Genomic DNA, 20,879 nt, shown 5'->3' with positions numbered 1-20,879 from the left:
GTTTTTCAAAATAGGAAAAAAGCCATAATCATCTATTACAAGTATTACGGAAAGTAATAAAGGAAAAGCCACATATCTGCGGATTTTCCTTTATAGTCTGTTTATTGATTCAATTGATTTTTAATAAGCCAAGCAGCACCAAGCACACCTGCATCATTTCCGAGTGTAGCCAATGCTAGTTTTGTTGAGTCACGAACTGCTGAAAAAGCAAACTTCTCAAAATTACTTATGACTGAATTTAATAAAATATCGCCTGCTTTAGAAACACCGCCGCCAAGAACGATTTTCTCTGGATTTAGTGTATTAGCAATACTAGCCAATGCAAAACCTAAGTGAAAGGAAACCTCATTCAAAACGGTCTGAGCCAACTGATCGTTATTTCGTGCTGCATCAAAGACGTCTTTAGCTGTAATCGTGTGATTCTCAGCCATTATTGCAGTTAATTCACTTTGTGTTCCCTTAGCAAGTTCCAATCGGGCAAGGCGTACTATTCCTGTTGCAGAAGCAACTGTTTCTAGACATCCCGATTTCCCGCAGTTACACAGTGCACCATTAGAAGGAATGGCAGTAATATGACCGATTTCACCAGCTGCACCATTAATACCTTGAACAACTTTTCCACCAGCAATAACACCCCCGCCGACACCTGTTCCAAGGGTTACGCAAACAAGATCCTTGGCTCCATTGCCCGCTCCCATCCACATTTCACCCAACGCTGCACAATTTGCATCATTTTCAATTGCAGCTGGGAGTGATGTTGCGGTCTCGAGACTGTTCTTTAAAGGATAGTTATTAGGCCAGCCTAAGTTTACAACATTTAAAAGTATGCCCTTTTCATAGTTAACTGGACCGGGTGCTCCCATCCCAATTCCTATTAAACAATCTTTTGTTTGACCCAGTTCTGTTAATTTTTCATCAATTGCTCTTGCAATATTATGGGTTATGTTTTTTCCTTCATTCGTATTATCTGTTGGTATTTCCCATTTACGAACAATCTCTCCATCCATTGTTATAAAAGCTAGTTTAGTCGTTGTACCACCAAGGTCAACACCGACAATCCATTGTTTCGACAATAAAATCACCCATCTTATTTTTGACTTTTTTCTTTTTGAAATTGTATTTCATGCCTCAAAATTAATAATGCAGTTTGGAATTCTCTTGGTTCTATTAGTTGTGACTGATACAGTTCCTTTAATTCCATTTCCATTAATTCAAGGTCAGCAACCCGATCACCAATATAAATTATCGTTCCAAATCTCTTTAAAAATTGTTGAATATCATAAATTGTTTTCATCCTATATCTCCTAGTTATGTAATGGAGAAAAAATATTATCCAAGAAAAAGTATAACCCACCCCGGCATCTATCCTCAAGAAAATATAATCTTAGTTTTAGAGAAACTTCAATTCTACTCCCCATTATTGGAAGATTGGAGTTGGCGATTAATCTCTTGTAGTAAATCAGCATAATCCTGTTGTTTTGGATTAAGCTTCTTAGCCTGCTGTATATTTTCTTTAGCTTCTTTCAACTCTTTTTGTTCTAGGTTAATAAGAGCTAAATTATAAAACGCCTCATCAAAACTTGGATCTAGTTTTATTGCCTTTTCCAAATGTACCTTGGCTTCAGGGAGCATATCCTTCTTAATTTCTACGTAGGATAAGAGAAAATAAGTTCTCTCCGATACATTCACTGCATTTTTTTCAGATTCCTTTAATACGGTATATGCCTTATCATAATTGTTTTGTTTTATGTATTCCTGTGCCATTAACAAACTGGAGTTTTCATCATGAGCTTTTCCAGATGCACTATAACCATACAATAAAGAACCCCACAACAATGCTGCAGATGCAATTAAAAATAACATTTGCAACAGTAACTTTTTTTTCTTCGGCAAGTGGACAACACCAGCGGCAAGGAATCCCCCAACCAATCCGCCTAGATGTCCTGCATTATCTATTCCAGATGCAGAGAACCCGATCATCAAATTAATTCCTAGCACAACAAGCAAATTTACTCCCATTGTTCGGAAAAATAATTTCGGGTAAATAACTCCAAAATAAAGTAAAGCGCCAAAACAGCCAAAAATTGCACCACTTGCCCCTGCTGATAAGTTCGCACTAAAGATAAAACTAGCAACAAAGCCTATAACTCCAGAAAATAAGTAAATCACTAAAAACCGAATACTGCCATAAATTCTTTCTACTTCTATACCAAGAAAGTATAAAGCTAGTGTATTCATCGCTAGATGGACAAAACCAATATGAAGAAAAACTGGCGTAATAAATCTCCACCATTCCCCATCAACAATCAATTGATTAACTTTTGCTCCATATTTAATCAAAGTGGATGTATTGGTGCTGCCACCATGTACTTGAAGCCAGAAAAAAACAGCAAGCTGGATTGCGATAAATACATAAGTGAAGAATGGTTTACCACTTAATAAAATCGCTCGCTCCGTCTTTACCTTTTTTATTGCATAATCTAAGGCTGCTTTCTTCATTAACTCAACATCTTCTTCTGAATAGTTTTCATTTATTGCAAAAGAGATATCAAGCGATAGCCTCTCGGATAAATGTCTGAAGCCTTCCTCGTATTGTCCCTGTGCAAATAGGACCGAGGTGACCATAGTCTTATTTGCACCTGAATGGACAAAAGGCTTTGTAAGTCGAAATTCGTATTCATCAACAGGTGGAAATTGACTGACGTAGATGTTAACAACCTTCAACTCATGACGACCAATTTGTTTTCGAACTTTTTCACCATTGGCAGCAGTAAACTCAATATCCCGCTGCATGGCATTACTCCAATCCAAATTATGATGCAGCATGCGAATGATAGGTGCTCTTTTATTTTCAAGCTTTTCGAGCCATAATTCTTTTTGATTTTCAAATAACTGAATAATACGATAACCATGATCAGATATCAATGAATAGGCCAAATTCCAAAAAATGAATCCTTCTTTATTACTCATATCCCCCCAACTTCCTATGTAAGAATAAGCTTTAGGCAAATCTGCTTTCATTTTATTCGTCTATCCCTTATAACTTATTATAAACGAAATCTCTCGTTACAATAATTAAACAAGTTGATTATTTTTTGCAGTTAACTCTCCAAATCAAAACAAAAAACCATCTGTGGTTTTCACCATTCAGACGGTCTTCCAAACATCGATTGCATCATTTTTTGCTTTACTCCTGGGAAACTCATGATTGATCCTACAGCAATTCTGCGGATCCAACCAGATCCCAGCAGGACATTAATCAGTCGGAATTTATACTTATAAACCAAATACCCTATCGAACCAATCATTAATATGGATGTTAGTATTCGAGACATCATCATCCCTCCTTTTTCTATTTTGTGATGATGACGATTAAATTATCCAATTAAAATGATTGAATTCTTATTAATAGTTCTTAAAGACCGGCTCCATTGTTTTCTTTAATACATTAACGGAATTCTCGAATTTTGTTTGCTCTTCTTGATTTAAATTCAGTTCAACCACTTGTCTAACTCCCTCACGATTAACTACGGCTGGTACGCCAATAAAAATATCGGTTTGTCCATATTCTCCATCTAAATACGAGGAAACAGTGAGGACTGAATTTTCATCACGGAGAATCGCTTTGGTCAATCTGACAAGACCCATAGCAATTCCATAATAGGTTGCACCCTTTCGCTCAATGATATGGTAGGCTGCATCCCGAACATTTAGAAAAATTTGATCAAGATCTGTTTTCTTAAAACCAGTTTTGTTTTTTGACCAATCACTAATGGAAGTTCCAGCAATCTCAGCATTGCTCCACACAGGCAATTCTGTATCGCCGTGTTCTCCAATGATATAAGCATGCACGTTTCGGGTGTCCACATCAAAGTAATCTCCCAACAAAAACCGAAATCGCGCTGTATCTAAAATCGTCCCTGAACCAATTACCCGTTCCTTTGGCAACCCTGAAAATTTCCAAACCGCATATGTTAAAATATCTACTGGATTTGTGGCCACAAGGAAAATACCGTCGAAACCACTTGCCATAATTTCATCCACAATTCCTTTAAAGATTCTTGTATTCTTTTCAACCAAGTCAAGCCGTGTCTCCCCAGGCTTTTGATTAGCTCCTGCTGTAATTACGACTAGATCAGCCTGACCACAATCCTGGTAACTCCCAAACCATATCTTTGTTCGTGATGGAGAGAACGGTAATCCATGATTTAGGTCCATCGCGTCTCCTTCTGCTTTTTCCTTATTTAAATCAATTAAGACTAGTTCTTCCGTAATTCCTTGATTTAATAGTGCAAAAGCATAGCTTGAGCCAACAAACCCGGTTCCGATGAGGGCAACCCTATTTACTCGTCGATTTACCATGACCATTCCTCCATTTGAAAGTATAATAATACTATATCAAGTGCAATTGATAAGCTGAGCTAATTATTTAAGATCGTGATTATGATTGCAAATACCGAAGCAAGAAAGCCTGAAAGAAAATTCACCATATCATTATCTACAAAGACCATTCCTTTTATTCTAGCGGTTGGCATCTGACAATGACTCTTCTTCTCAGTTTCAATACCACATTGCCCACATACATATAACTGCTGATAAAAGGCCCCAATCAACGTATCAATGACATTCCCGAGATATCCAAATAAAAACACCAGACAAGTAAAAAAAAGACCTAAATCAAAAAGCCAAAATCCTATAATTGAAATGAGAAAAGACCCTGCAAGCGAAGCCGCACTTCCTAAAAAACTAATCGCTCCAGAAGTCCCCTTTTCAACTCGCTTAAAGGTGCGTATGTATAAGGGGTCTTGTTTACTTAAACTGCCAATTTCCGAAGCCCATGTATCAGAATTAGCACTTGCAAGACAAACTAAAAAGCCAATTAACCAAATCATATCATGATTAAAATAATGAATGATACTGAAAAGCCCCGCAGCACCACCATTCGCAGCAACTTGACGCCAATCTCTTGTAGCACCTTTTGCCAACTTTTCTTCTATTATGTACTTTGAACTACTCTTATATTTTGACCAAAAAGTTGATGAAGCAAAAAAAGCACCAAGCAGGTAAAGACCATTTATCCCGAATCCTAAATAAACAGCTAGTCCAACAATACTAGCTGCCAAAGCACCCGATCGAGTCAAGGATTTAGATTGATATCCTGAAGCAGATCCTAATAGGATAAAAATCACTATAATAATGGTTACAATCATCTTATTTTGATAACCTCATCGTTTGTAATAATTTTTGAAACAGGAATATCATGATCCTCTACGTGTAATTGTGGAACCAACTGCTCAGCAAAGGCAAGTGATAGGGTTTTACCAGAGTAATTTTGTAAATAACGATCATAATACCCTCCGCCAAAACCCAAACGGTAGCCTTCTCGTGTGTAGGCCAAACCGGGGACTATGATTAAGTCAATCCTATCAGCGTTCATTTGATTGGTTAATGCCTCAATTGGCTCTAGTAATCCATAAAATACTGTTTCAAGTTGAGAAAAATCAGTAATTGCTCTAAAAGTCATTTTCTTTTCTTTGGGGTCACATTTTGGGACAACCACTTGTTTCCCTAATTCCCATGCTCTCTCAATAATTTGATAGGTATCAACTTCTGGCTTTTTTGATATGGTTAGACCTATCACTTGTGCTTGTTTCCAATCTTGATCTTCATAAAGCCTGGAAGCTATATTATTTGAATAATGTTCATATAAAGGTTTTGTAAGACTGGAAAGTTTCTCTTTCATATCCTTACGAATAGACACTTTATTATTCATCACAGGTAACCTCACATCTAATTTTTTAGACAACAAAAAAAGCAGCAGGAAGCCCTACTGCTTATTTTGTTTCACGGTGTGCTGTTGTACGTTTTTCTCTTGGGCAATATTTCTTAAGCTCAAGACGATCTGGATTATTACGTTTATTTTTTGTTGAAATATAGTTACGATCTCCACACTCAGTGCAAGCTAATGTAATATTCACGCGCATGTTTATTTCCCTCCAAACAATTAAGCATTTCATTCATACGACTTATCCATAATATCATTTTTTAAAAGGAAATGCTAGTATGTTTTTTTTAGATAATTATTGCTTTCATTCCGCTTGCTTTAAAAGCGCTTGCTCCAAAGAGAGTAATTCATTTTTATTAGACCCGGTAATCGTCCACGTGTTCATTTTTCCATTCTCCTGCGGATCTAACGACATTTTTATCGAAAAAATACTAGAAGCGGGAGTTTTTGCCATTGGCAGGTAATTTAGGCTCCCTTTATGAAGCGAATTCCATATTTGATCAGTAAAAACCTTCCATTGTGGCATGGCTGTGTATTCCTTCATTCCAACTCCATTATGTTCTCCATTTACCAGATAAATATTATTATTGGCATGATGGAAGATTCTTTTATCTACCGGTGATACAAAGGCAAGATTGTCTTGAATAACAATTGGATAGTAGTGCATGGCCAAAACATGAATCTCTTTCATTTCCTTGCTGTGATTACTAAGATAAACGCTTGAATATCGAATTTTGGAGTGAATCTGCTCTTCTTTCACTTTGATTATTATTTCTTCGTTATGTAAAACCTTTTCTTTACAATCTTGGAGCCAAACGTACTTTCCGTTTACCCATAAACCAGGAATAAACTGAAGTGTTTCCTGTGGAAAAAGGGGGCTAAATTTTTTTTGTTGCCGTTCAATTATATTCATCTAATTACACCTTTTTATTCATTATAGTGGTTCATTTGCATATGAAGTAATTTTCAAATTATTCATAATAAATGATAATTTAATCGTACCACCAGTTGCTACCGCGCACAATAAACACAAATTGTCGTTTTTTGGAAACTTTGAGGCCCATAACTTTTTCCTATTATTAAAAAAAGATAAGGCAAAAAACTCCTTATCTTTTACAACTCTATGATCCTTTAGGCATTTAAATTAACTCGGGTTCCTGTCACGAGGTAAATGACATGTTCTGCAATATTCGTTGAATGGTCTGCGATTCTTTCGATATATCTGCAAACAAATGCCAATTGAATAATTTGGTTTGTTGCATGTGGATTTTGTGGAATATGACTCAACAATTCTTGTATTAAACGTCCAAACATTTTATCTACTTCATCATCTTTTTCTGCACATTTTTTTGCAACCGTAATATCCTCTGAATAATAAGCCCTAATCGAATCTGAAACCATCTCCAAGGCCATTTCCATCATTTTTGGGATATCAATGATTTCTTTAAAGTGTTTTTCTTTACCAATATGCAATGCTGATTTAGCAATATTTACTGCTATATCTGCAAATCGCTCAACCTCAGATGATACTTTTAAAGCTACATTTATTTTCCTTAGATCCGTCGCAACGGGTGATTGTCTTGCAATTAATAATAATGCCTTATCATTTATTTCGTATTCTAAATCATCGATTTCATTATCACCATCGATAACTTGGTTAGCCTTTTCCATATCCTGATTAATAAGAGCAATCATCGCTTCCTTGATTGCATGCTCCGATTTTTCAGCCATTGTTAAAAGCAAATCTTTCAACTCTTTTAAATTGTTATCAAAAATTGCCCTTGTACTCATAGTAGACACCTCATCATCCGAATCTTCCTGTAATGTATCCTTCAGTCCGTTCGTCTCTTGGATTTGAAAAAATTGTCGATGTTGAATCTAATTCGATTAATTCACCCATTAAAAAGAATGCAGTCTTATCTGAAACCCTTGATGCCTGCTGCATGTTGTGGGTTACAATTACAATCGTGTATTTTTCTTTTAATTCTAATATCATCTCTTCGATCTTTAGCGTCGAAATTGGATCTAACGCAGATGTTGGCTCATCCATTAATATCACTTCTGGTTTGGTTGCCAGTGCTCTAGCAATACATAACCTTTGCTGTTGTCCCCCTGATAGTCCTAATGCAGGAGCATGTAAACGATCCTTTACTTCCTCCCATAACGCCACATCCATTAGTGATTTAATGACAATTTCATCTAGATGCGTCTTTTTTGTGATCCCATGTACCCTTGGTCCATAAGCAACATTATCATAAATAGATTTCGGAAACGGATTTCCCTTCTGAAAAACCATTCCTACGTGTTTGCGTAGATCGACGAGATCCACTTTCTTATCTAATATATTTTGGCCATTAATGTTAATTTCGCCCGTCATTTTTACATTTGGGACCATATTAATCATCAAATTTAGTGTTTTAATAAATGTAGATTTACCACATCCCGAAGGTCCGATGATGGCAGTAACCTCTTTCTTGTTTATCGGAAAATGGATGTTTTTTAATGCGTGATGCTCACCATACCATAAATTCAGATCGTTTATATCAAAAACCTGTCTGGTTAATGTTGAAGTTTCCACAACTTTTCCTCCTTATCCAAACCTTCCAGAGATATATTCCTCTGTCTTTTTTACAGATGGATTGGTAAAAATCTTTTCAGTATAATCATATTCAGTGATATCACCACTCAAAAAGAAGGCAGTTTTATCGGAAATACGTGATGCCTGCTGCATATTATGGGTAACGATGATTATTGAATATTCCTTTTTTAAATCAACGATTAAATCCTCCACTTTTGCATTGGATATCGGATCTAGCGCCGATGATGGCTCATCAAGAAGCATGACTGTAGGTTTCATAGCAATCGTCCTAGCAATGCAAAGACGCTGCTGCTGCCCGCCTGAAAGGGATAGTGCAGATTTATGAAGCCTGTCCTTTACCTCTTCCCATAATGCCGCCTTTTTCAAACTCTCCTCTACAATTTCATCCAGTTCGCTTTTCTTCTTGATACCAGCAAACTTAAGGGCATGCGTAATATTTTCATAAATTGATTTTGGAAACGGGTTGGGTTTTTGAAAAACCATCCCAATTTCCTTGCGGAGAGCAACAACATCTATTTGTTCCGACAAGATATTAAGATCTTCATAAATGATTTCTCCCTTTGCCCTTGCACCGGGAATGAGATCATTCATTCGATTAATACTTCTTAAAAAAGTCGACTTACCACAACCTGACGGACCGATTAGAGCAGTAACTGAATTTTTTTCTATATCGATTGAAATTCCATTTACTGCTCGTTTTTCTCCATAGAATATTTCTAAATTATTTACCTCTAGGATTAAGTCATTTTGTAATTGACTGTTTGACCGAACAGCTTGGTTTACCATTTCCTTTTCCTCAAAAGTTGTAACCATTCTATCTCCCCGCCTTTTATTTAGATGCAGTAGCTTTCTTATGAATCATACTTCCAATCCACCTAGCAAGTAAGTTAAATACTAATACCGATAAAACTAAAACAGCAGCTGACCCATTGGAAACTTCCTCAACATCAGGTATTAACCCTTGTGTGTTTACGGACCAAATATGAACAGCAAGCGTTTCAGCCGGACGAAAGATATTTAATGGTGATTGAGGGGAAAATGGATTCCAGTTTGCGTAATCAAGTCTTGGTGTTGAAAGACCAGCAGTAAATAATAGCGCAGCAGCTTCCCCAAATACACGCCCTGCAGCAAGAATCGCTCCTGTTAAAATAGACGGAAAAGCACTTGGTAATAAAACAGTTTTTATCGTATGCCACTTAGTAATCCCTAATGCTAGACTTCCTTCTTTCAACTCTCTCGGGACTGCACGAATAGCATCCTCACTTACACGAACAATTACCGGTAAGTTGAAAACAGTTAATGCTAAAGCTCCTCCCAAGATGGTGTAGCCCCAGCCTGTTAAATTAACGAACATTAATAAACCAAACATCCCAATAACAATAGATGGCAGCGAAGCTAAAACTTCTATACAGGAACGAACCATATCAGTAATTTTTCCTGGCTTAGCGTATTCCGCCATATAGATCCCCCCGCCTATTCCTAACGGAAGGGCGATTAACATCGTAATAAATAATATATAAAACGAATTGAATAATTGGTCGCGAATGCCCCCACCAGCACGTACATTGCTTGATGGAGTGGTTAAAAATTCAAGAGAAATATGTTTAAGTCCATTACCCAAAATATAATAAAATAAGCCAACTAAAATAGAAATGATTATGATTGCAATGGTAATAAATACGCCTGTAGCAATTCGATCTGCAGTTTTACTGTTCATTACATTTTCCTCCTTGATGATAGGTAGCGAATGAGGAGAATAAACGCAAACGACATGATTAATAATATTAAGCCCATTGACCAAAGCGTATTATTTTCTACACTGCCATAGGTTGTATGACCCATGTTTAGAGTAATAATGGTTGTTAAGGTTGCTGAAGCATCTAATAAACTTGTTGGCAAGTCTCTTACGTTACCAATAACCATTTGTACCGCAAGAGCCTCTCCAAATGCTCTTGCCATACCAAGAACAATAGCAGTTAAGAGGGTAGGTAATGCGGCAGGTATTAATACTTTTCGAATCGTCTGCCAGCGAGTAGCGCCAAGAGCATACGAACCTTCACGAAGATTTTTAGGCAGTGAACTCATCGCATCTGTTGCAATTGTTGTTACTGTTGGCAAAATCATGATAGATAAAACAATCGTTCCAGACAGCAAGCTAAAACCCAGTCCGCCCACATGCTCCCGAATAAAGGGAACTAATACTGTAAGCCCGATGAAACCATAAACAACCGATGGAATTCCAACCAAAAGCTCGATGACAGGCTGTAAAATTTTCCTCCCCCATGAGGGTGCAATTTCCGTCATAAAAATCGCTCCACCAATCCCTAATGGTGCTGCAACCAAAGCTGATAAAAAGGTTACCGCAAAGGATCCAAAAATAAACGGTAATGCCCCATATTCCGGTTTTGCTAGATTTGTAGGATTCCAGTGTGTACTGGTTATGAACTCAATAAGACTTACACCATTTTTTATAAAGGATTGTAACCCTTTTGATCCTAGGAAAATGGTAATTGAGATGGTTGCAGATATCATTATGACAGCACATAGGATAACGAGAATTCTCCCGCGTATTTCCCCATCCAGCCAATTTTTCTTAGACTTTAATAATCTATCTTTTGCAGGTTCTAATTTTTCCATAATGCACCAAACACCCCTAAAATACGTCATAATAGGGTAAACGCCTACTTGCATTTACCCTTTTATTTTCAACCTGTTGTTATAGGTCTTTTTGATTCCCTTCAGCATCGCGTTCTACTTTCATTTTTGTGACAGGAAGATATCCTTGTTCTTTTAATAAAGTGTTTTGGATATCATCAGACATTAAATAGTCAAGGAACGCTTTAGCAAGATCTGTTGCCTCGCCCTTTGTATAAGAGTGTTGATAAGCCCAAATCGGGAAATGTCCAGATTGTACATTTTCTTCTGTTGGTTCTACTCCATCAATCGCTAGTGGTGTGACAGAATCGTCAGTGAAGTATGAGAATGCAAGGTAACCAACTGCACCATCAGTTTCATTAATAATCTTTTTAACTGTGTTTGATGAGTCTTCCGTAATACCTTCCGCAGGTGTTGCTCCATCAAGGGCGAATTTATTGAATACTGCACGTGTACCTGAAGAGTCTGGACGGTTTACTAGAACGATCTTTTGATCAGCACCGCCAAGTTCTTTCCAGTTTGTAATTTTACCAGTGAAAACTTTAATTAAATCCGCTTTTTTAATTTCTTTAATACCAACTTTAGGGTTAACAGCAGCAGTCATGCCCACAACAGCTACTTTATGGTCAACAAGCTGGTCAGCAGGGATTCCTTCTTTTTCTTCAGCAAATACATCAGAGTTACCAATTTGAACAGACCCTTCCGCAACTTGCGATAAGCCTGTACCAGATCCACCCGCATTTACCTGAACATCGACATTTGGATTTTCAGCCATAAACTCTTCAGCAGCAGCTGCAACTAATGGCTGCATCGCAGAGGAACCTGAAACAGTTAATGAGCCTGAAAGTTCAGCATTTTTACTATCTTTATTAGAAGTTCCTTCATTTTTATTAGTAGAAGCTCCTCCACCACATGCAGCAACAAGTACCATTAATGCTGCTAGAGTAAGTGTTAGACCAATTTTTTTATAACTTTTCATTGGTTTAATTCCCCCTGTGAATTTAAGTTTGTTTTTGATTTGTTCTGCCTTACATGTATAAGAATAAAGCTAAACTGTTAACTGAGTTTTAATCTTGTGTAAAGGTTATGTAAATGAATATTGAGTTTTTGTAAATCATGAATAAAAAAAACACCTGTCTCCGACTTGAGAGACAGGTGTTAGGGATGTTGAGTTTACTCGTTATTACTTGTGGTTTCTTCCTTTTGTTCAGATGTTGATTTTTTATCCTTTTCTTGACGCTCTTTTTTTAAATCAAAATAAGCATCCAAGACTCTTCGCCCTATTAGGTTATTAATACTTGGACCGCTGTTTCCTTGATATGCCCATGGGACGACAACAGCCATGGCTACCTCAGGATCATTTGCCGGTGCAAAACTTACAAGACTTAAATTCATTACAGGTGTCCCTCGTTTTGATTTATCGGAACCATCATAAAATGCCTCGGCTGTACCCGTTTTTCCCGCAGGGTTATATTTTGCGCTTTTGAAGTAGCTGACAGCCGTCCCATCACCCACTTGCATGACCATTCGAAAACCTTCTTGGACCCGCTTGATCCATGACTCTTTCATATCTAGTCGGTTTAATACCTTAGGCTGGATTTCCTCAACAATCGGACCCAATTCATTATTTTCCATTACAGGTTCGCGAATTTCCTTCACTAGATGAGGCTGGATACGATTCCCGCCATTTGCTATCGTGGAGACATACTGAGCGAGTTGGATTGGTGTATACGTATCATACTGACCAATTGATAGGAAAAGGAGTAAACCAGGCGTTCTTTCCGGACCTGGAAAGCCGCTCATTTCATTAGGCAAGTCAATTCCTGTTCGCGTTCCTAATCCAAACTGACTAAATGACTGCCGCATCGTATCAAAGGCTGAATAATCGAGTGGTAATGGTTGATTTGCTCGATACTGTCCACCCGCCATTGCAATAACTGTTTTCCACATATACACGTTGGATGAAACCTGCAGTGCCCTTAAATCATTGATCCGGCCAAATGTTCTCCATGAAGACATTACAGGAGAACTAGCAATTCTCAAAGGCTCATCAAGTAGTGTGGTGCCTGGTTGTATGGCCCCTGTTTTATAACCAGTTAAAATCGTTGCTCCTTTTACTGCTGACCCCACATTGTAAGAAGTCGTAATATTTCCTCCGGCAAAGTCATTCATGACTGTTTTACCTTTTTTATCTTTACTAATTTGTTTTCCAGCCAGTGATAAGACTTCACCGGTATGAGGATCCATCAAAACGACAAATGCACGGTCGAGAAGGGCTGTATTTGGTTTTTGCTTTGCACTCCACATTTCTTCTTCGATGATATTTTCTACCTTCTTCTGAAGATCCATATCAATCGTTAAAACAAGATCTTTACCTCTTTTACCTTCTGAAACAACTTCTGTTGAAAGGATTTTTCCCGTTTTATCTGTTACATTTTTCACTTTTGCCTTTTGACCATGTAAGACATCTTCGTATTTTAATTCAAGATAACTTTTTCCAACTCGGTCATTACGGCTATAGTCACGGGCCATATATTTTTCTAATTGCTCTTTGGGAATTCCTGCCTCAGAGGTAGTAACATCTCCTAATATTGACTTTAGTGTCTTCCCGAAAACATACTTTCGCGTCCAATCCGTTGTTGTATCAACACCAGGTAAATTTTCTAGGTTTTCGCTGACCACCGCAAATTCTTCAGGTGTAACGTCTTTGTTTTTAACAATTTGTGGTGTTAAGGCATAACCACTGTTAAAGACTCTATAGATCGCAAGAGTTTCAAGCTCTTCACCGACAATACTTTTCACTTCTTCATCAGTTACTCGATCCACCTGAAGTTGATAAATTTGCTTATCATCTAACTTCTTTTGTTTATAGAGAGCCCATTCTTTATCAGTAATTTTTGCTTTTGCTTCTTCGGGATGTTTTGTAATCCAATAATCTTTTCTTTCCCGAATAGGGACTTTTTTTGCATCATCAGTTTTGTCAATAATTTTTGCCAATTTCGCTGCACTTTCCAACATTTCCTCTTGGGTTGTTTGTTGATATTTCGTATAAGTAATCGCGTTCAATGGTGTATTATCAACAATAATTTTCCCATTCCGGTCAAACATTTTCCCTCTTGGGACAGGGTTATTGACTGTTACATCTTCTGTCCGTTCAATTTCACGTTTAAAATCATCCCCAAAAACGATTTGTAATTCTCCAAGTCTAAGAATGAGGACAGAAAATAGTATGAATACCACAAAGAATAACATGTTTAAACGAAACGGCACATGTTCCTTCTTTTTTTTCTTTTTATTATTCAAGGGGTAAAAACACTTCCTTTTTCACGGCTTAAGCTTAACTTTCTCTATTTTATAGGATAAGTCTGCTTTTTTCTATGAAAAACCCTTACCAATTTATAAGGTAATAATGCCAATGAAAAAAATGGCGTTGAGTAAATAATTTACTCAACGCATTCCGGGGCTGGTAAGTGTACCCTTTTAAGAAAAAAATAGATGCATGAGTGCCCCGCACCTAAAATGAGAAGGAGAATGGGAATACTGTTCTCAGCTTTGAACCAAGTGATACCAACTAAAAAAGATACGATAGAAATGATCCTGCCCAGATTCAAGTATATTTCACGAACAACAATATATTCAATTCTCATTTCCGCAGCCTTCCATCCGGTTCCAATAACATCGTATGTAGTCGACATATATGGCACGAGTAAAAGCGGATAAGCGATTGCAATCATCCCGCCATAGATAAGTAATTTGACAAAACTAACGTCCCAAACAATTAACAGAACAGATGCATATAAAATAATCCCTCCAATAAGAATGGCTTTTTTTCGATTTTTTTGTTTTATTAAACGTGAAGCAAAATAATACGCTACGAATGATACTCCTGAATTAAGAAGACCGAATGTCCCAAGAGACATTTCACTTCCCGTTGAAAGGTAAACAAAAACAGAGATAACAAAGGCAAAGGTACCTTCCCTCAAGCCCTGAAAGAAGTTAGCATTTGTAATTAAACGCCAATTTTCATTTTGTTTTCTTTCATTTACAATTTTCATGAAGCAATAACTGCCTGATGACGGTCGTGGTTTCAATGAAAAACTCATAAAAACCGCCAGTGCAAATAAAGCAAGTGATAGTCCAAAAACAATCGTGTAGCCAGTATATTTTTCAAATTTGGTAATAATGATACCTGCAGCGATGGGGCCAATCATCCCCCCTGCAGATGATAATATCCCTAAAAAACCATTAAAAAAATCTCGAGTATCTGGTTCAGTTATTTCAAATGTTAATACATTGTAGGCAAGCCAATAAAAACCATACCCTACTCCTAAAAAACTTCCTAAAAGAAGTAAATAGGTTGAAGCATTTGTACCAAACACTAAAACCAATACATAAAATAAAGCTAAAAAAATAACCCCAATCCTAAGCACAATTACCCTGTCAATTTTTTTCGCCCATCGTCCTGCTAAGATAAATGTCAGCAATTGTAGAATCACGGTCGAAAGGTTAAAGAAGGCGATATCCGAGTATTTCCCCGTCTGTTTCCAAAGATAAATATTAACAAAGGTGTTAGACAAAGCAATACTTAATGAGTATAGCCCTCCAATAACCAGCAATAGTAATAAATCTTTTGTAAGTGTAACATCACCCAGAATCTTAATTTTTTTTGCCATCAAAAACTCCCCTTTTATCTTATGGGTAGTCTTTAACAAGCTAGTTTTTCTTATTCACAAAAAAAGACAACCCTTGGGCTGCCTTTTTTCATTATCATTATTATTTAGCTTGGCTGTAGCGGTTTGAAACTTCATCCCAATTTACTACATTCCAGAAAGCGGAAATATAGTCTGGGCGTTTGTTTTGATAGTTTAAGTAGTAAGCATGCTCCCAAACATCAAGACCTAGAATTGGAGTTTTGCCTTCCATTAATGGAGAATCTTGGTTTGGTGTACTAGAAACTTCTAACTCACCATTGTTTACAGATAACCATGCCCAACCAGATCCGAAACGAGTAGTTGCTGCTTTAGCAAATTCTTCTTTAAAGTTTTCGAAGCTGCCAAATTTACTGCTGATTGCGTCAGCTAATTCACCTGTTGGTGCACCGCCGCCATTTGGAGAAAGGATTTGCCAGAATAAAGAATGGTTAGCGTGTCCGCCGCCATTGTTACGAACTGCTGTACGAACAGCCTCTGGAACCGCATCCAAATTAGCAATAACTTCTTCAACTGATTTAGAAAGTAATTCTTCATTACCAGCTAAAGCGTTATTTAAATTTGTTACATATGTGTTATGGTGTCTTGTGTGGTGAATATTCATAGTTTCTTTGTCAATATGTGGTTCAAGTGCGTTTTCTGCATAAGGTAATTGTGGTAATTCAAATGCCATTTTAATTCCTCCTATGTATAAGTGATTTTATCGGCTTTAGAATTTCGAATATTTCTAAAGCTTTCCTCCTTAAGATACCAAAGTTGGTTATTTGTATCAAATAAAATGCTTAGGTTCTTAACATATTTACCATTCCCGTTCAGTTGGATATTATTCAAAAATATGTATTGAAGCCCATCCATTCGTAATTTTTCGAAAAATTGTCACCTTTTACCTAAAGGGCAATCTGTCAACGATTTTTGTCATATCCAACTTTTGTCACTTCTAAATCCTGTAATAGCCATATTGACACTTAATAAATTATCTATTTAAATCAAAGGGAAGTGGTAGATAAGGAGTGATTTTCTATGCAATTAAACCGTTCTTCTATATATAATTTATTAGTTGCCTTTTTTCAAAAAAAAGAACCTATTCAAAAAATAAAAGCCGGTTCAATCCTTTTTCAAGAAAAAGATGCTGCTCAGTATGTTTATTTATTACTTAAAGGGAGCATTTCAATTGGAAGAGTTCATTTACGCGGCAAAGATTTTATCTTAAAAATCTTAAACGATCAAGAATTAATTGTAGAGTACCAACTTTTCAAGGAAAATCCTCATTATCAATTTTACGCAAAAACACTAACTGATTGTGAAATGATACTAATAAGAAAAGAGCAATTTGAAGATTTCATTTTAACAGACCCTGAGGCAATGAATTCTTTTGTTACATGGTTAAGTACAGGTTATTTAAAAGCACAGATGAAATGTCAGGACCTCATTATGAATGGAAAAAAAGGCGGTTTATATTCGATCCTTATTCGCTTATGCAATTCATATGGGATAAAAACAGAAGAAGGTATTCTAATTGACCTTCCATTAACACATCAGGAACTGGCTAATTTAACATTTGGAACACGTGAAGTAATTCAACGCTCATTAAAAGATCTGCGCGAAAAGAAGATTATCTCCTATGATAATCAGAAGTTTACCGTAAAAAAACTAAACAACTTAAAAGAAGAAGTCGACTGCCAAAACTGCTCCTTTGAAATTTGTGGATTGAATTAATTGAAAAAAAGCCACCTAGGTGGCTTTTCAGACTGTCATCAAATCCGAAGGATTTCGGGTTTTAAATCGACAGTCTTTTTTGTTTGGCTACATTAAACTAGTCTGTTGATTTCCGTTCCAGGCGGCTTCGCTTTCCGCGGGCGTGCCGGGGAGCCTCCTCGCCGCTTTCAGCGTCTGCGGGGTCTACCCTGCCCCGTACTCCCGCAGGAGTCTTCGCCGCCTTCCACTACAATCAACAGGGTTATAAAATCATTAATGATCTCTAAAGCATGGCATGGCTTTTTTCTATTTAAGTACGACGATGAAAAAAAAGATGACCATGATGATTTGAATAATAGTTTTCGTGATAACACTACTTATGAAGCCAATCACTGACCCAAATCCAACTTTTAGGCTCTCCGTGAAACTTCTTTTGTTAAAAATTAATTCTGCTGCTATGGCCCCGATAAATGGACCAATGAGAATTCCTAAAAAAGGAATAACAAACGGGCCAACCAAAATTCCAATCGTACTCCCCCAGACACCCGCCTTAGAACCACCATATTTTTTAATTCCAATCATATTGGCAATGTAATCAGCAATAAAAAGAAGGACGATAAACAAACCTTGTATCAACCAAAAATACCATCGAAAGGGTTCAAAACTAAAAAACACACCATATAATAAAAACCCAGCTAATAAAAACAATACACTTGGAATGATTGGATAAACAAGACCTACAAACGCGACGATAAATAATAATATGACGATACCCCAATATACCATTTCCATTCTACTCATCCCTCATAACTTGTTGATATTATTACATGTATACATTCCTTCATACGAATAATCTTATGAACGGTTTCAAATTTTTTATAAATGGTATCATTCTTGTATATAACCCTTACTAAAGATACAATAGATGCTGAAGCATTTATTTGTATTTATGTGTAAAGGTGGTCATTATGAATATTTTTAAACAACTTTATAAAAGTATCTATTCCCCAAAGGATATTGCCTTGTTTCGGTTTCAAGGAATTGGAAAGACAATTCTATATGTCTTTTTCTTAACTTTTATTTCGATTCTCCCTTCCGTTATTTATTTAAGCACAGCTGTTACCACTGGACTGGAAAGTGCAGATACAATTATCAATGATAAATTACCTGATTTTTCTATTGAAGATGGACATTTAACTGCGGATACCAAGGTTCCAATTACGATAAATAGAGATGACTTTACAATCATTCTCGACCCAACAGGTGCTGTTTCTGATACTGATGTTGAGGATGAAGGTAACGCTTTTGCATTATTGGAGGATCAATTTGTATTTGCAGCAGGGGGCAGAGTTGAAACATATCCCTATTCAATGTTAGAAGGATTAGCCATCACAAAGGGTGACTTCGTCAATTTTATTAACGGAATTAGCGGTATGAAATGGATCATCATCCCTGTTGGAGCATTATTTATTTACTTATTTGCAAGTGCTGGCAGTTTTATTGAAGTCACAGTATTGGCATTGATAGGATTGTTACTTAAAAATCTTTTTGGAAGAAATCTTAATTACCGGCAGTTGTGGAGAATGGCCGCATACAGTGAAACGTTGCCCACCCTGTTTTTCACCATCATGGCTGCGATTAAAACAACGGTTCCCAGCAGCTTTATGATAAATTGGTTTGTCGTAATCATTGTATTATCTTTAGCAATAAAGGAAATTCCGAAACCCAAAAAAGTAAACTAAAATTCGCCCATTGCGGGCGTTTTTTTTATAAACTCGTTCTTTTTACCATTGGACAAGCATACCAATGTACAAACTGTCCTATTTGGAGGCTTGTCCGATGAAAAAATTATTTGGTTTCTTATTAGCCGTTTTAATTATATACGTCATCTATATTGACTTAACTGTTGGTACTCTCCCCTCTTCACTAACACAGCAGGTCGACGCTAAAGTCGAGGCACCCAAACTGCAGGTGAAATCAGACCTGCCTTCCTTTGAAGCAAAAGTGGAACCCGGAGCAACCGTAATATCAATTGTCGAACATCAACTGGATAAACCACTTCCTGTCTCGATCACTGACTTAATTCAGGACTTCCGAAAACTAAACCCCGGGGAAACACCAGAAAAAATTCAAATTGGCTCTACATATCATTTCCCTGATTACTCAAAATAAAGAGGATAATGCTTATTATTGTCAAAAATAGTGAAAGGCTGATAAAATAAAAGGCGGATTGTTTTTTAATACCATATTCGAATCCCATTTTGAAGGAGCGAATTACACGTGAGTGAAATAATACATCGCACAAAGACCCGGCCAATTAAAGTAGGTAACTTAACAATTGGCGGGAGTAACGAATTATTTATCCAAAGTATGACTACAACAAAAACACATGATGTGGAAGCAACTGTTGCTGAAATAAAACGTCTTGAAGAAGCGGGCTGCCAGATCGTGCGGGTGGCTTGTCCTGATGAACGCGCGGCAAATGCTATATCTGAAATTAAGAAAAGAATTAACATACCACTTGTCGTTGACATTCATTTTGATTATAAATTGGCTCTGAAAGCTATTGAAGGCGGAGCAGATAAAATTAGAATCAATCCAGGAAATATTGGTAAACGTGAAAAGGTAGAAGCAGTTGTAAAGGCTGCAAAAGAACGTGGTATTCCAATCCGGATTGGTGTCAATGCAGGTTCGCTCGAGAAGAGAATATTAGAGAAATATGGTTATCCAACAGCCGATGGCATGGTTGAGAGTGCACTCCACCATATTAAAATTCTTGAGGATTTAGATTTTCATGACATTATTGTATCCATGAAAGCATCTGATGTTAATCTTGCGATTGAAGCGTATGAAAAGGCATCTCGAGCATTCGATTATCCCCTCCATCTTGGGATTACGGAATCAGGCACTCTTTTTGCTGGCAGTATAAAAAGCGCCGCTGGTTTAGGTGCTATTTTACACAAAGGGATCGGGAACACACTTCGCGTTTCCTTAAGCGCGGATCCTGTTCAAGAAGTAAAGGTTGCCAGAGAACTGTTAAAAGTTTTTGGACTTTCTTCTAACGCTGCCACATTGATCTCATGCCCGACTTGCGGCCGGATTGAAATTGATTTAATCAGTATTGCAAATGAAGTGGAAGAATACATTGAAAAAATTAAAGCACCGATTAAAGTAGCGGTATTAGGCTGTGCTGTTAACGGTCCTGGCGAGGCACGCGAAGCTGATATTGGAATTGCTGGTGCTCGTGGTGAAGGGTTACTATTCAGGAAGGGTGAGATTGTCCGCAAAGTTCCTGAAGCGCAATTAGTAGAGGAATTGAAAAAGGAAATCGATCAAATTGCCGAGGAGTACTTCCAAAAAAAAGCAGAAGAAGAAAAGGTCATTCAATAACACGAAGAAACCCGGTATAAATCACCGGGTTTCTTTTTGCTCCTCT

Annotated in this window: 23 protein-coding genes; 4 read left to right on the top strand and 19 right to left on the bottom strand. The window is 37.1% G+C overall.

Going from position 1 to position 20,879, the window contains the following annotated elements; translation table 11 throughout:
• Window positions 1-101 precede the first annotated feature (101 nt).
• The 18 genes from ACE198_RS11230 to ACE198_RS11145 all read right to left on the bottom strand — a co-directional run bounded on the left by ACE198_RS11230 (window position 102) and on the right by ACE198_RS11145 (window position 16,421).
• Window positions 102-1,073, bottom strand: a complete 972-nt coding sequence (locus ACE198_RS11230) for an ROK family glucokinase (protein ID WP_251457270.1) — start codon at window positions 1,071-1,073, stop codon at window positions 102-104.
• Between the two features lie 14 nt (window positions 1,074-1,087).
• Window positions 1,088-1,294, bottom strand: a complete 207-nt coding sequence (locus tag ACE198_RS11225; RefSeq protein ID WP_098571123.1) for a YqgQ family protein — start codon at window positions 1,292-1,294, stop codon at window positions 1,088-1,090.
• A gap of 113 nt (window positions 1,295-1,407) precedes the next feature.
• Window positions 1,408-2,970 carry a rhomboid family intramembrane serine protease gene (locus ACE198_RS11220; protein WP_251457272.1) on the bottom strand — a complete coding sequence of 521 codons (1,563 nt, stop codon included), beginning with the start codon at window positions 2,968-2,970 and terminating at the stop codon, window positions 1,408-1,410.
• Window positions 2,971-3,140: 170 nt separating this feature from the next.
• On the bottom strand, window positions 3,141-3,335 hold the full coding sequence (locus ACE198_RS11215; RefSeq protein ID WP_251457274.1) for a hypothetical protein: 195 nt from the start codon (window positions 3,333-3,335) through the stop codon (window positions 3,141-3,143).
• 70 nt (window positions 3,336-3,405) lie between these two features.
• Entirely contained in the window at window positions 3,406-4,362 is a 957-nt protein-coding gene (locus ACE198_RS11210) for an L-lactate dehydrogenase (protein WP_098571121.1), read from the bottom strand.
• 59 nt (window positions 4,363-4,421) lie between these two features.
• Window positions 4,422-5,210, bottom strand: coding sequence for a DUF92 domain-containing protein (locus ACE198_RS11205; protein WP_375375626.1), 789 nt, complete (start codon window positions 5,208-5,210; stop codon window positions 4,422-4,424).
• Window positions 5,207-5,773 (bottom strand): 5-formyltetrahydrofolate cyclo-ligase, encoded by a 567-nt coding sequence (locus ACE198_RS11200; RefSeq protein ID WP_098571119.1) that lies wholly within the window; start codon window positions 5,771-5,773, stop codon window positions 5,207-5,209. Before ACE198_RS11200 ends, ACE198_RS11205 begins: the two co-directional genes overlap by 4 nt.
• A gap of 61 nt (window positions 5,774-5,834) precedes the next feature.
• A complete protein-coding gene (gene rpmG / locus ACE198_RS11195) occupies window positions 5,835-5,984 on the bottom strand; it encodes a 50S ribosomal protein L33 (RefSeq protein ID WP_015594975.1) in 150 nt (49 codons plus the stop codon).
• A gap of 105 nt (window positions 5,985-6,089) precedes the next feature.
• Window positions 6,090-6,698, bottom strand: a complete 609-nt coding sequence (locus tag ACE198_RS11190; RefSeq protein WP_375375625.1) for a hypothetical protein — start codon at window positions 6,696-6,698, stop codon at window positions 6,090-6,092.
• A gap of 218 nt (window positions 6,699-6,916) precedes the next feature.
• Complete coding sequence (phoU, locus tag ACE198_RS11185; protein WP_375375624.1) at window positions 6,917-7,576, bottom strand: phosphate signaling complex protein PhoU; 660 nt, start codon at window positions 7,574-7,576, stop codon at window positions 6,917-6,919.
• 13 nt (window positions 7,577-7,589) lie between these two features.
• Window positions 7,590-8,363: a phosphate ABC transporter ATP-binding protein PstB gene (gene pstB, locus ACE198_RS11180; RefSeq protein ID WP_375375623.1), complete on the bottom strand. Its 774-nt coding sequence runs from the start codon at window positions 8,361-8,363 to the stop codon at window positions 7,590-7,592.
• 12 nt (window positions 8,364-8,375) lie between these two features.
• Window positions 8,376-9,170 carry a phosphate ABC transporter ATP-binding protein PstB gene (gene pstB, locus ACE198_RS11175; protein ID WP_375375711.1) on the bottom strand — a complete coding sequence of 265 codons (795 nt, stop codon included), beginning with the start codon at window positions 9,168-9,170 and terminating at the stop codon, window positions 8,376-8,378.
• A gap of 43 nt (window positions 9,171-9,213) precedes the next feature.
• Complete coding sequence (gene pstA, locus ACE198_RS11170) at window positions 9,214-10,101, bottom strand: phosphate ABC transporter permease PstA (RefSeq protein ID WP_251457287.1); 888 nt, start codon at window positions 10,099-10,101, stop codon at window positions 9,214-9,216.
• Entirely contained in the window at window positions 10,101-11,021 is a 921-nt protein-coding gene (pstC, locus tag ACE198_RS11165) for a phosphate ABC transporter permease subunit PstC (RefSeq protein WP_251457289.1), read from the bottom strand. The genes pstA and pstC overlap by 1 nt, the downstream gene beginning before the upstream one ends.
• A gap of 79 nt (window positions 11,022-11,100) precedes the next feature.
• The gene (locus ACE198_RS11160; protein ID WP_251457292.1) at window positions 11,101-12,018 is read right to left on the bottom strand and encodes a phosphate ABC transporter substrate-binding protein; all 918 of its coding nucleotides are present in this window, start codon (window positions 12,016-12,018) and stop codon (window positions 11,101-11,103) included.
• Window positions 12,019-12,212: 194 nt separating this feature from the next.
• Window positions 12,213-14,291, bottom strand: a complete 2,079-nt coding sequence (locus tag ACE198_RS11155) for a peptidoglycan D,D-transpeptidase FtsI family protein (RefSeq protein ID WP_251457639.1) — start codon at window positions 14,289-14,291, stop codon at window positions 12,213-12,215.
• Between the two features lie 191 nt (window positions 14,292-14,482).
• Window positions 14,483-15,712 carry an MFS transporter gene (locus ACE198_RS11150; RefSeq protein ID WP_251457295.1) on the bottom strand — a complete coding sequence of 410 codons (1,230 nt, stop codon included), beginning with the start codon at window positions 15,710-15,712 and terminating at the stop codon, window positions 14,483-14,485.
• A 100-nt stretch (window positions 15,713-15,812) separates the two neighbouring features.
• Entirely contained in the window at window positions 15,813-16,421 is a 609-nt protein-coding gene (locus ACE198_RS11145; RefSeq protein WP_251457298.1) for a superoxide dismutase, read from the bottom strand.
• A 347-nt stretch (window positions 16,422-16,768) separates the two neighbouring features.
• On the opposite strand from ACE198_RS11145, the gene ACE198_RS11140 reads away from it, so the two are divergent.
• Window positions 16,769-17,464, top strand: a complete 696-nt coding sequence (locus tag ACE198_RS11140) for a Crp/Fnr family transcriptional regulator (protein ID WP_375375622.1) — start codon at window positions 16,769-16,771, stop codon at window positions 17,462-17,464.
• Window positions 17,465-17,749: 285 nt separating this feature from the next.
• On the opposite strand, the gene ACE198_RS11135 is transcribed toward ACE198_RS11140, so the two are convergent.
• Window positions 17,750-18,235: a DUF456 domain-containing protein gene (locus tag ACE198_RS11135; RefSeq protein ID WP_098575515.1), complete on the bottom strand. Its 486-nt coding sequence runs from the start codon at window positions 18,233-18,235 to the stop codon at window positions 17,750-17,752.
• Window positions 18,236-18,411: 176 nt separating this feature from the next.
• Here ACE198_RS11135 and ACE198_RS11130 point away from each other — a divergent pair, with 176 nt between their 5' ends.
• The 3 genes from ACE198_RS11130 to ispG all read left to right on the top strand — a co-directional run bounded on the left by ACE198_RS11130 (window position 18,412) and on the right by ispG (window position 20,833).
• Complete coding sequence (locus ACE198_RS11130) at window positions 18,412-19,185, top strand: DUF1189 domain-containing protein (protein WP_251457304.1); 774 nt, start codon at window positions 18,412-18,414, stop codon at window positions 19,183-19,185.
• A 97-nt stretch (window positions 19,186-19,282) separates the two neighbouring features.
• Window positions 19,283-19,615: a hypothetical protein gene (locus ACE198_RS11125; RefSeq protein ID WP_251457307.1), complete on the top strand. Its 333-nt coding sequence runs from the start codon at window positions 19,283-19,285 to the stop codon at window positions 19,613-19,615.
• Window positions 19,616-19,732: 117 nt separating this feature from the next.
• Window positions 19,733-20,833, top strand: coding sequence for a flavodoxin-dependent (E)-4-hydroxy-3-methylbut-2-enyl-diphosphate synthase (gene ispG, locus ACE198_RS11120; RefSeq protein WP_180230196.1), 1,101 nt, complete (start codon window positions 19,733-19,735; stop codon window positions 20,831-20,833).
• Window positions 20,834-20,879: the final 46 nt, after the last annotated feature.

It is taken from the genome of Neobacillus sp. KR4-4 (assembly GCF_042136325.1).
Lineage (GTDB): Bacteria > Bacillota > Bacilli > Bacillales > Cytobacillaceae > Neobacillus.
This window is presented reverse-complemented; position numbering and strand designations above follow the sequence as displayed.

Excerpts from the sequence above, each read along its gene's own strand:
- pstC (WP_251457289.1), bottom strand. The coding sequence starts at position 11,021 with ATGGAAAAATTAGAACCTGCAAAAGATAGATTATTAAAGTCTAAGAAA.
- ACE198_RS11125 (WP_251457307.1), top strand. The coding sequence starts at position 19,283 with ATGAAAAAATTATTTGGTTTCTTATTAGCCGTTTTAATTATATACGTC.
- ACE198_RS11190 (WP_375375625.1), bottom strand. The coding sequence starts at position 6,698 with ATGAATATAATTGAACGGCAACAAAAAAAATTTAGCCCCCTTTTTCCA.
- ACE198_RS11210 (WP_098571121.1), bottom strand. The coding sequence starts at position 4,362 with ATGGTAAATCGACGAGTAAATAGGGTTGCCCTCATCGGAACCGGGTTT.
- ACE198_RS11135 (WP_098575515.1), bottom strand. The coding sequence starts at position 18,235 with ATGGAAATGGTATATTGGGGTATCGTCATATTATTATTTATCGTCGCG.
- ACE198_RS11215 (WP_251457274.1), bottom strand. The coding sequence starts at position 3,335 with ATGTCTCGAATACTAACATCCATATTAATGATTGGTTCGATAGGGTAT.
- pstA (WP_251457287.1), bottom strand. The coding sequence starts at position 10,101 with ATGAACAGTAAAACTGCAGATCGAATTGCTACAGGCGTATTTATTACC.
- ACE198_RS11205 (WP_375375626.1), bottom strand. The coding sequence starts at position 5,210 with ATGATTGTAACCATTATTATAGTGATTTTTATCCTATTAGGATCTGCT.
- ACE198_RS11145 (WP_251457298.1), bottom strand. The coding sequence starts at position 16,421 with ATGGCATTTGAATTACCACAATTACCTTATGCAGAAAACGCACTTGAA.
- pstB (WP_375375711.1), bottom strand. The coding sequence starts at position 9,170 with ATGGTAAACCAAGCTGTTCGGTCAAACAGTCAATTACAAAATGACTTA.
- ACE198_RS11200 (WP_098571119.1), bottom strand. The coding sequence starts at position 5,773 with ATGAATAATAAAGTGTCTATTCGTAAGGATATGAAAGAGAAACTTTCC.
- ACE198_RS11220 (WP_251457272.1), bottom strand. The coding sequence starts at position 2,970 with ATGAGTAATAAAGAAGGATTCATTTTTTGGAATTTGGCCTATTCATTG.
- ACE198_RS11140 (WP_375375622.1), top strand. The coding sequence starts at position 16,769 with ATGCAATTAAACCGTTCTTCTATATATAATTTATTAGTTGCCTTTTTT.
- ACE198_RS11160 (WP_251457292.1), bottom strand. The coding sequence starts at position 12,018 with ATGAAAAGTTATAAAAAAATTGGTCTAACACTTACTCTAGCAGCATTA.
- ACE198_RS11130 (WP_251457304.1), top strand. The coding sequence starts at position 18,412 with ATGAATATTTTTAAACAACTTTATAAAAGTATCTATTCCCCAAAGGAT.
- phoU (WP_375375624.1), bottom strand. The coding sequence starts at position 7,576 with ATGAGTACAAGGGCAATTTTTGATAACAATTTAAAAGAGTTGAAAGAT.
- ACE198_RS11155 (WP_251457639.1), bottom strand. The coding sequence starts at position 14,291 with ATGTTATTCTTTGTGGTATTCATACTATTTTCTGTCCTCATTCTTAGA.
- rpmG (WP_015594975.1), bottom strand. The coding sequence starts at position 5,984 with ATGCGCGTGAATATTACATTAGCTTGCACTGAGTGTGGAGATCGTAAC.
- ACE198_RS11150 (WP_251457295.1), bottom strand. The coding sequence starts at position 15,712 with ATGGCAAAAAAAATTAAGATTCTGGGTGATGTTACACTTACAAAAGAT.
- ACE198_RS11225 (WP_098571123.1), bottom strand. The coding sequence starts at position 1,294 with ATGAAAACAATTTATGATATTCAACAATTTTTAAAGAGATTTGGAACG.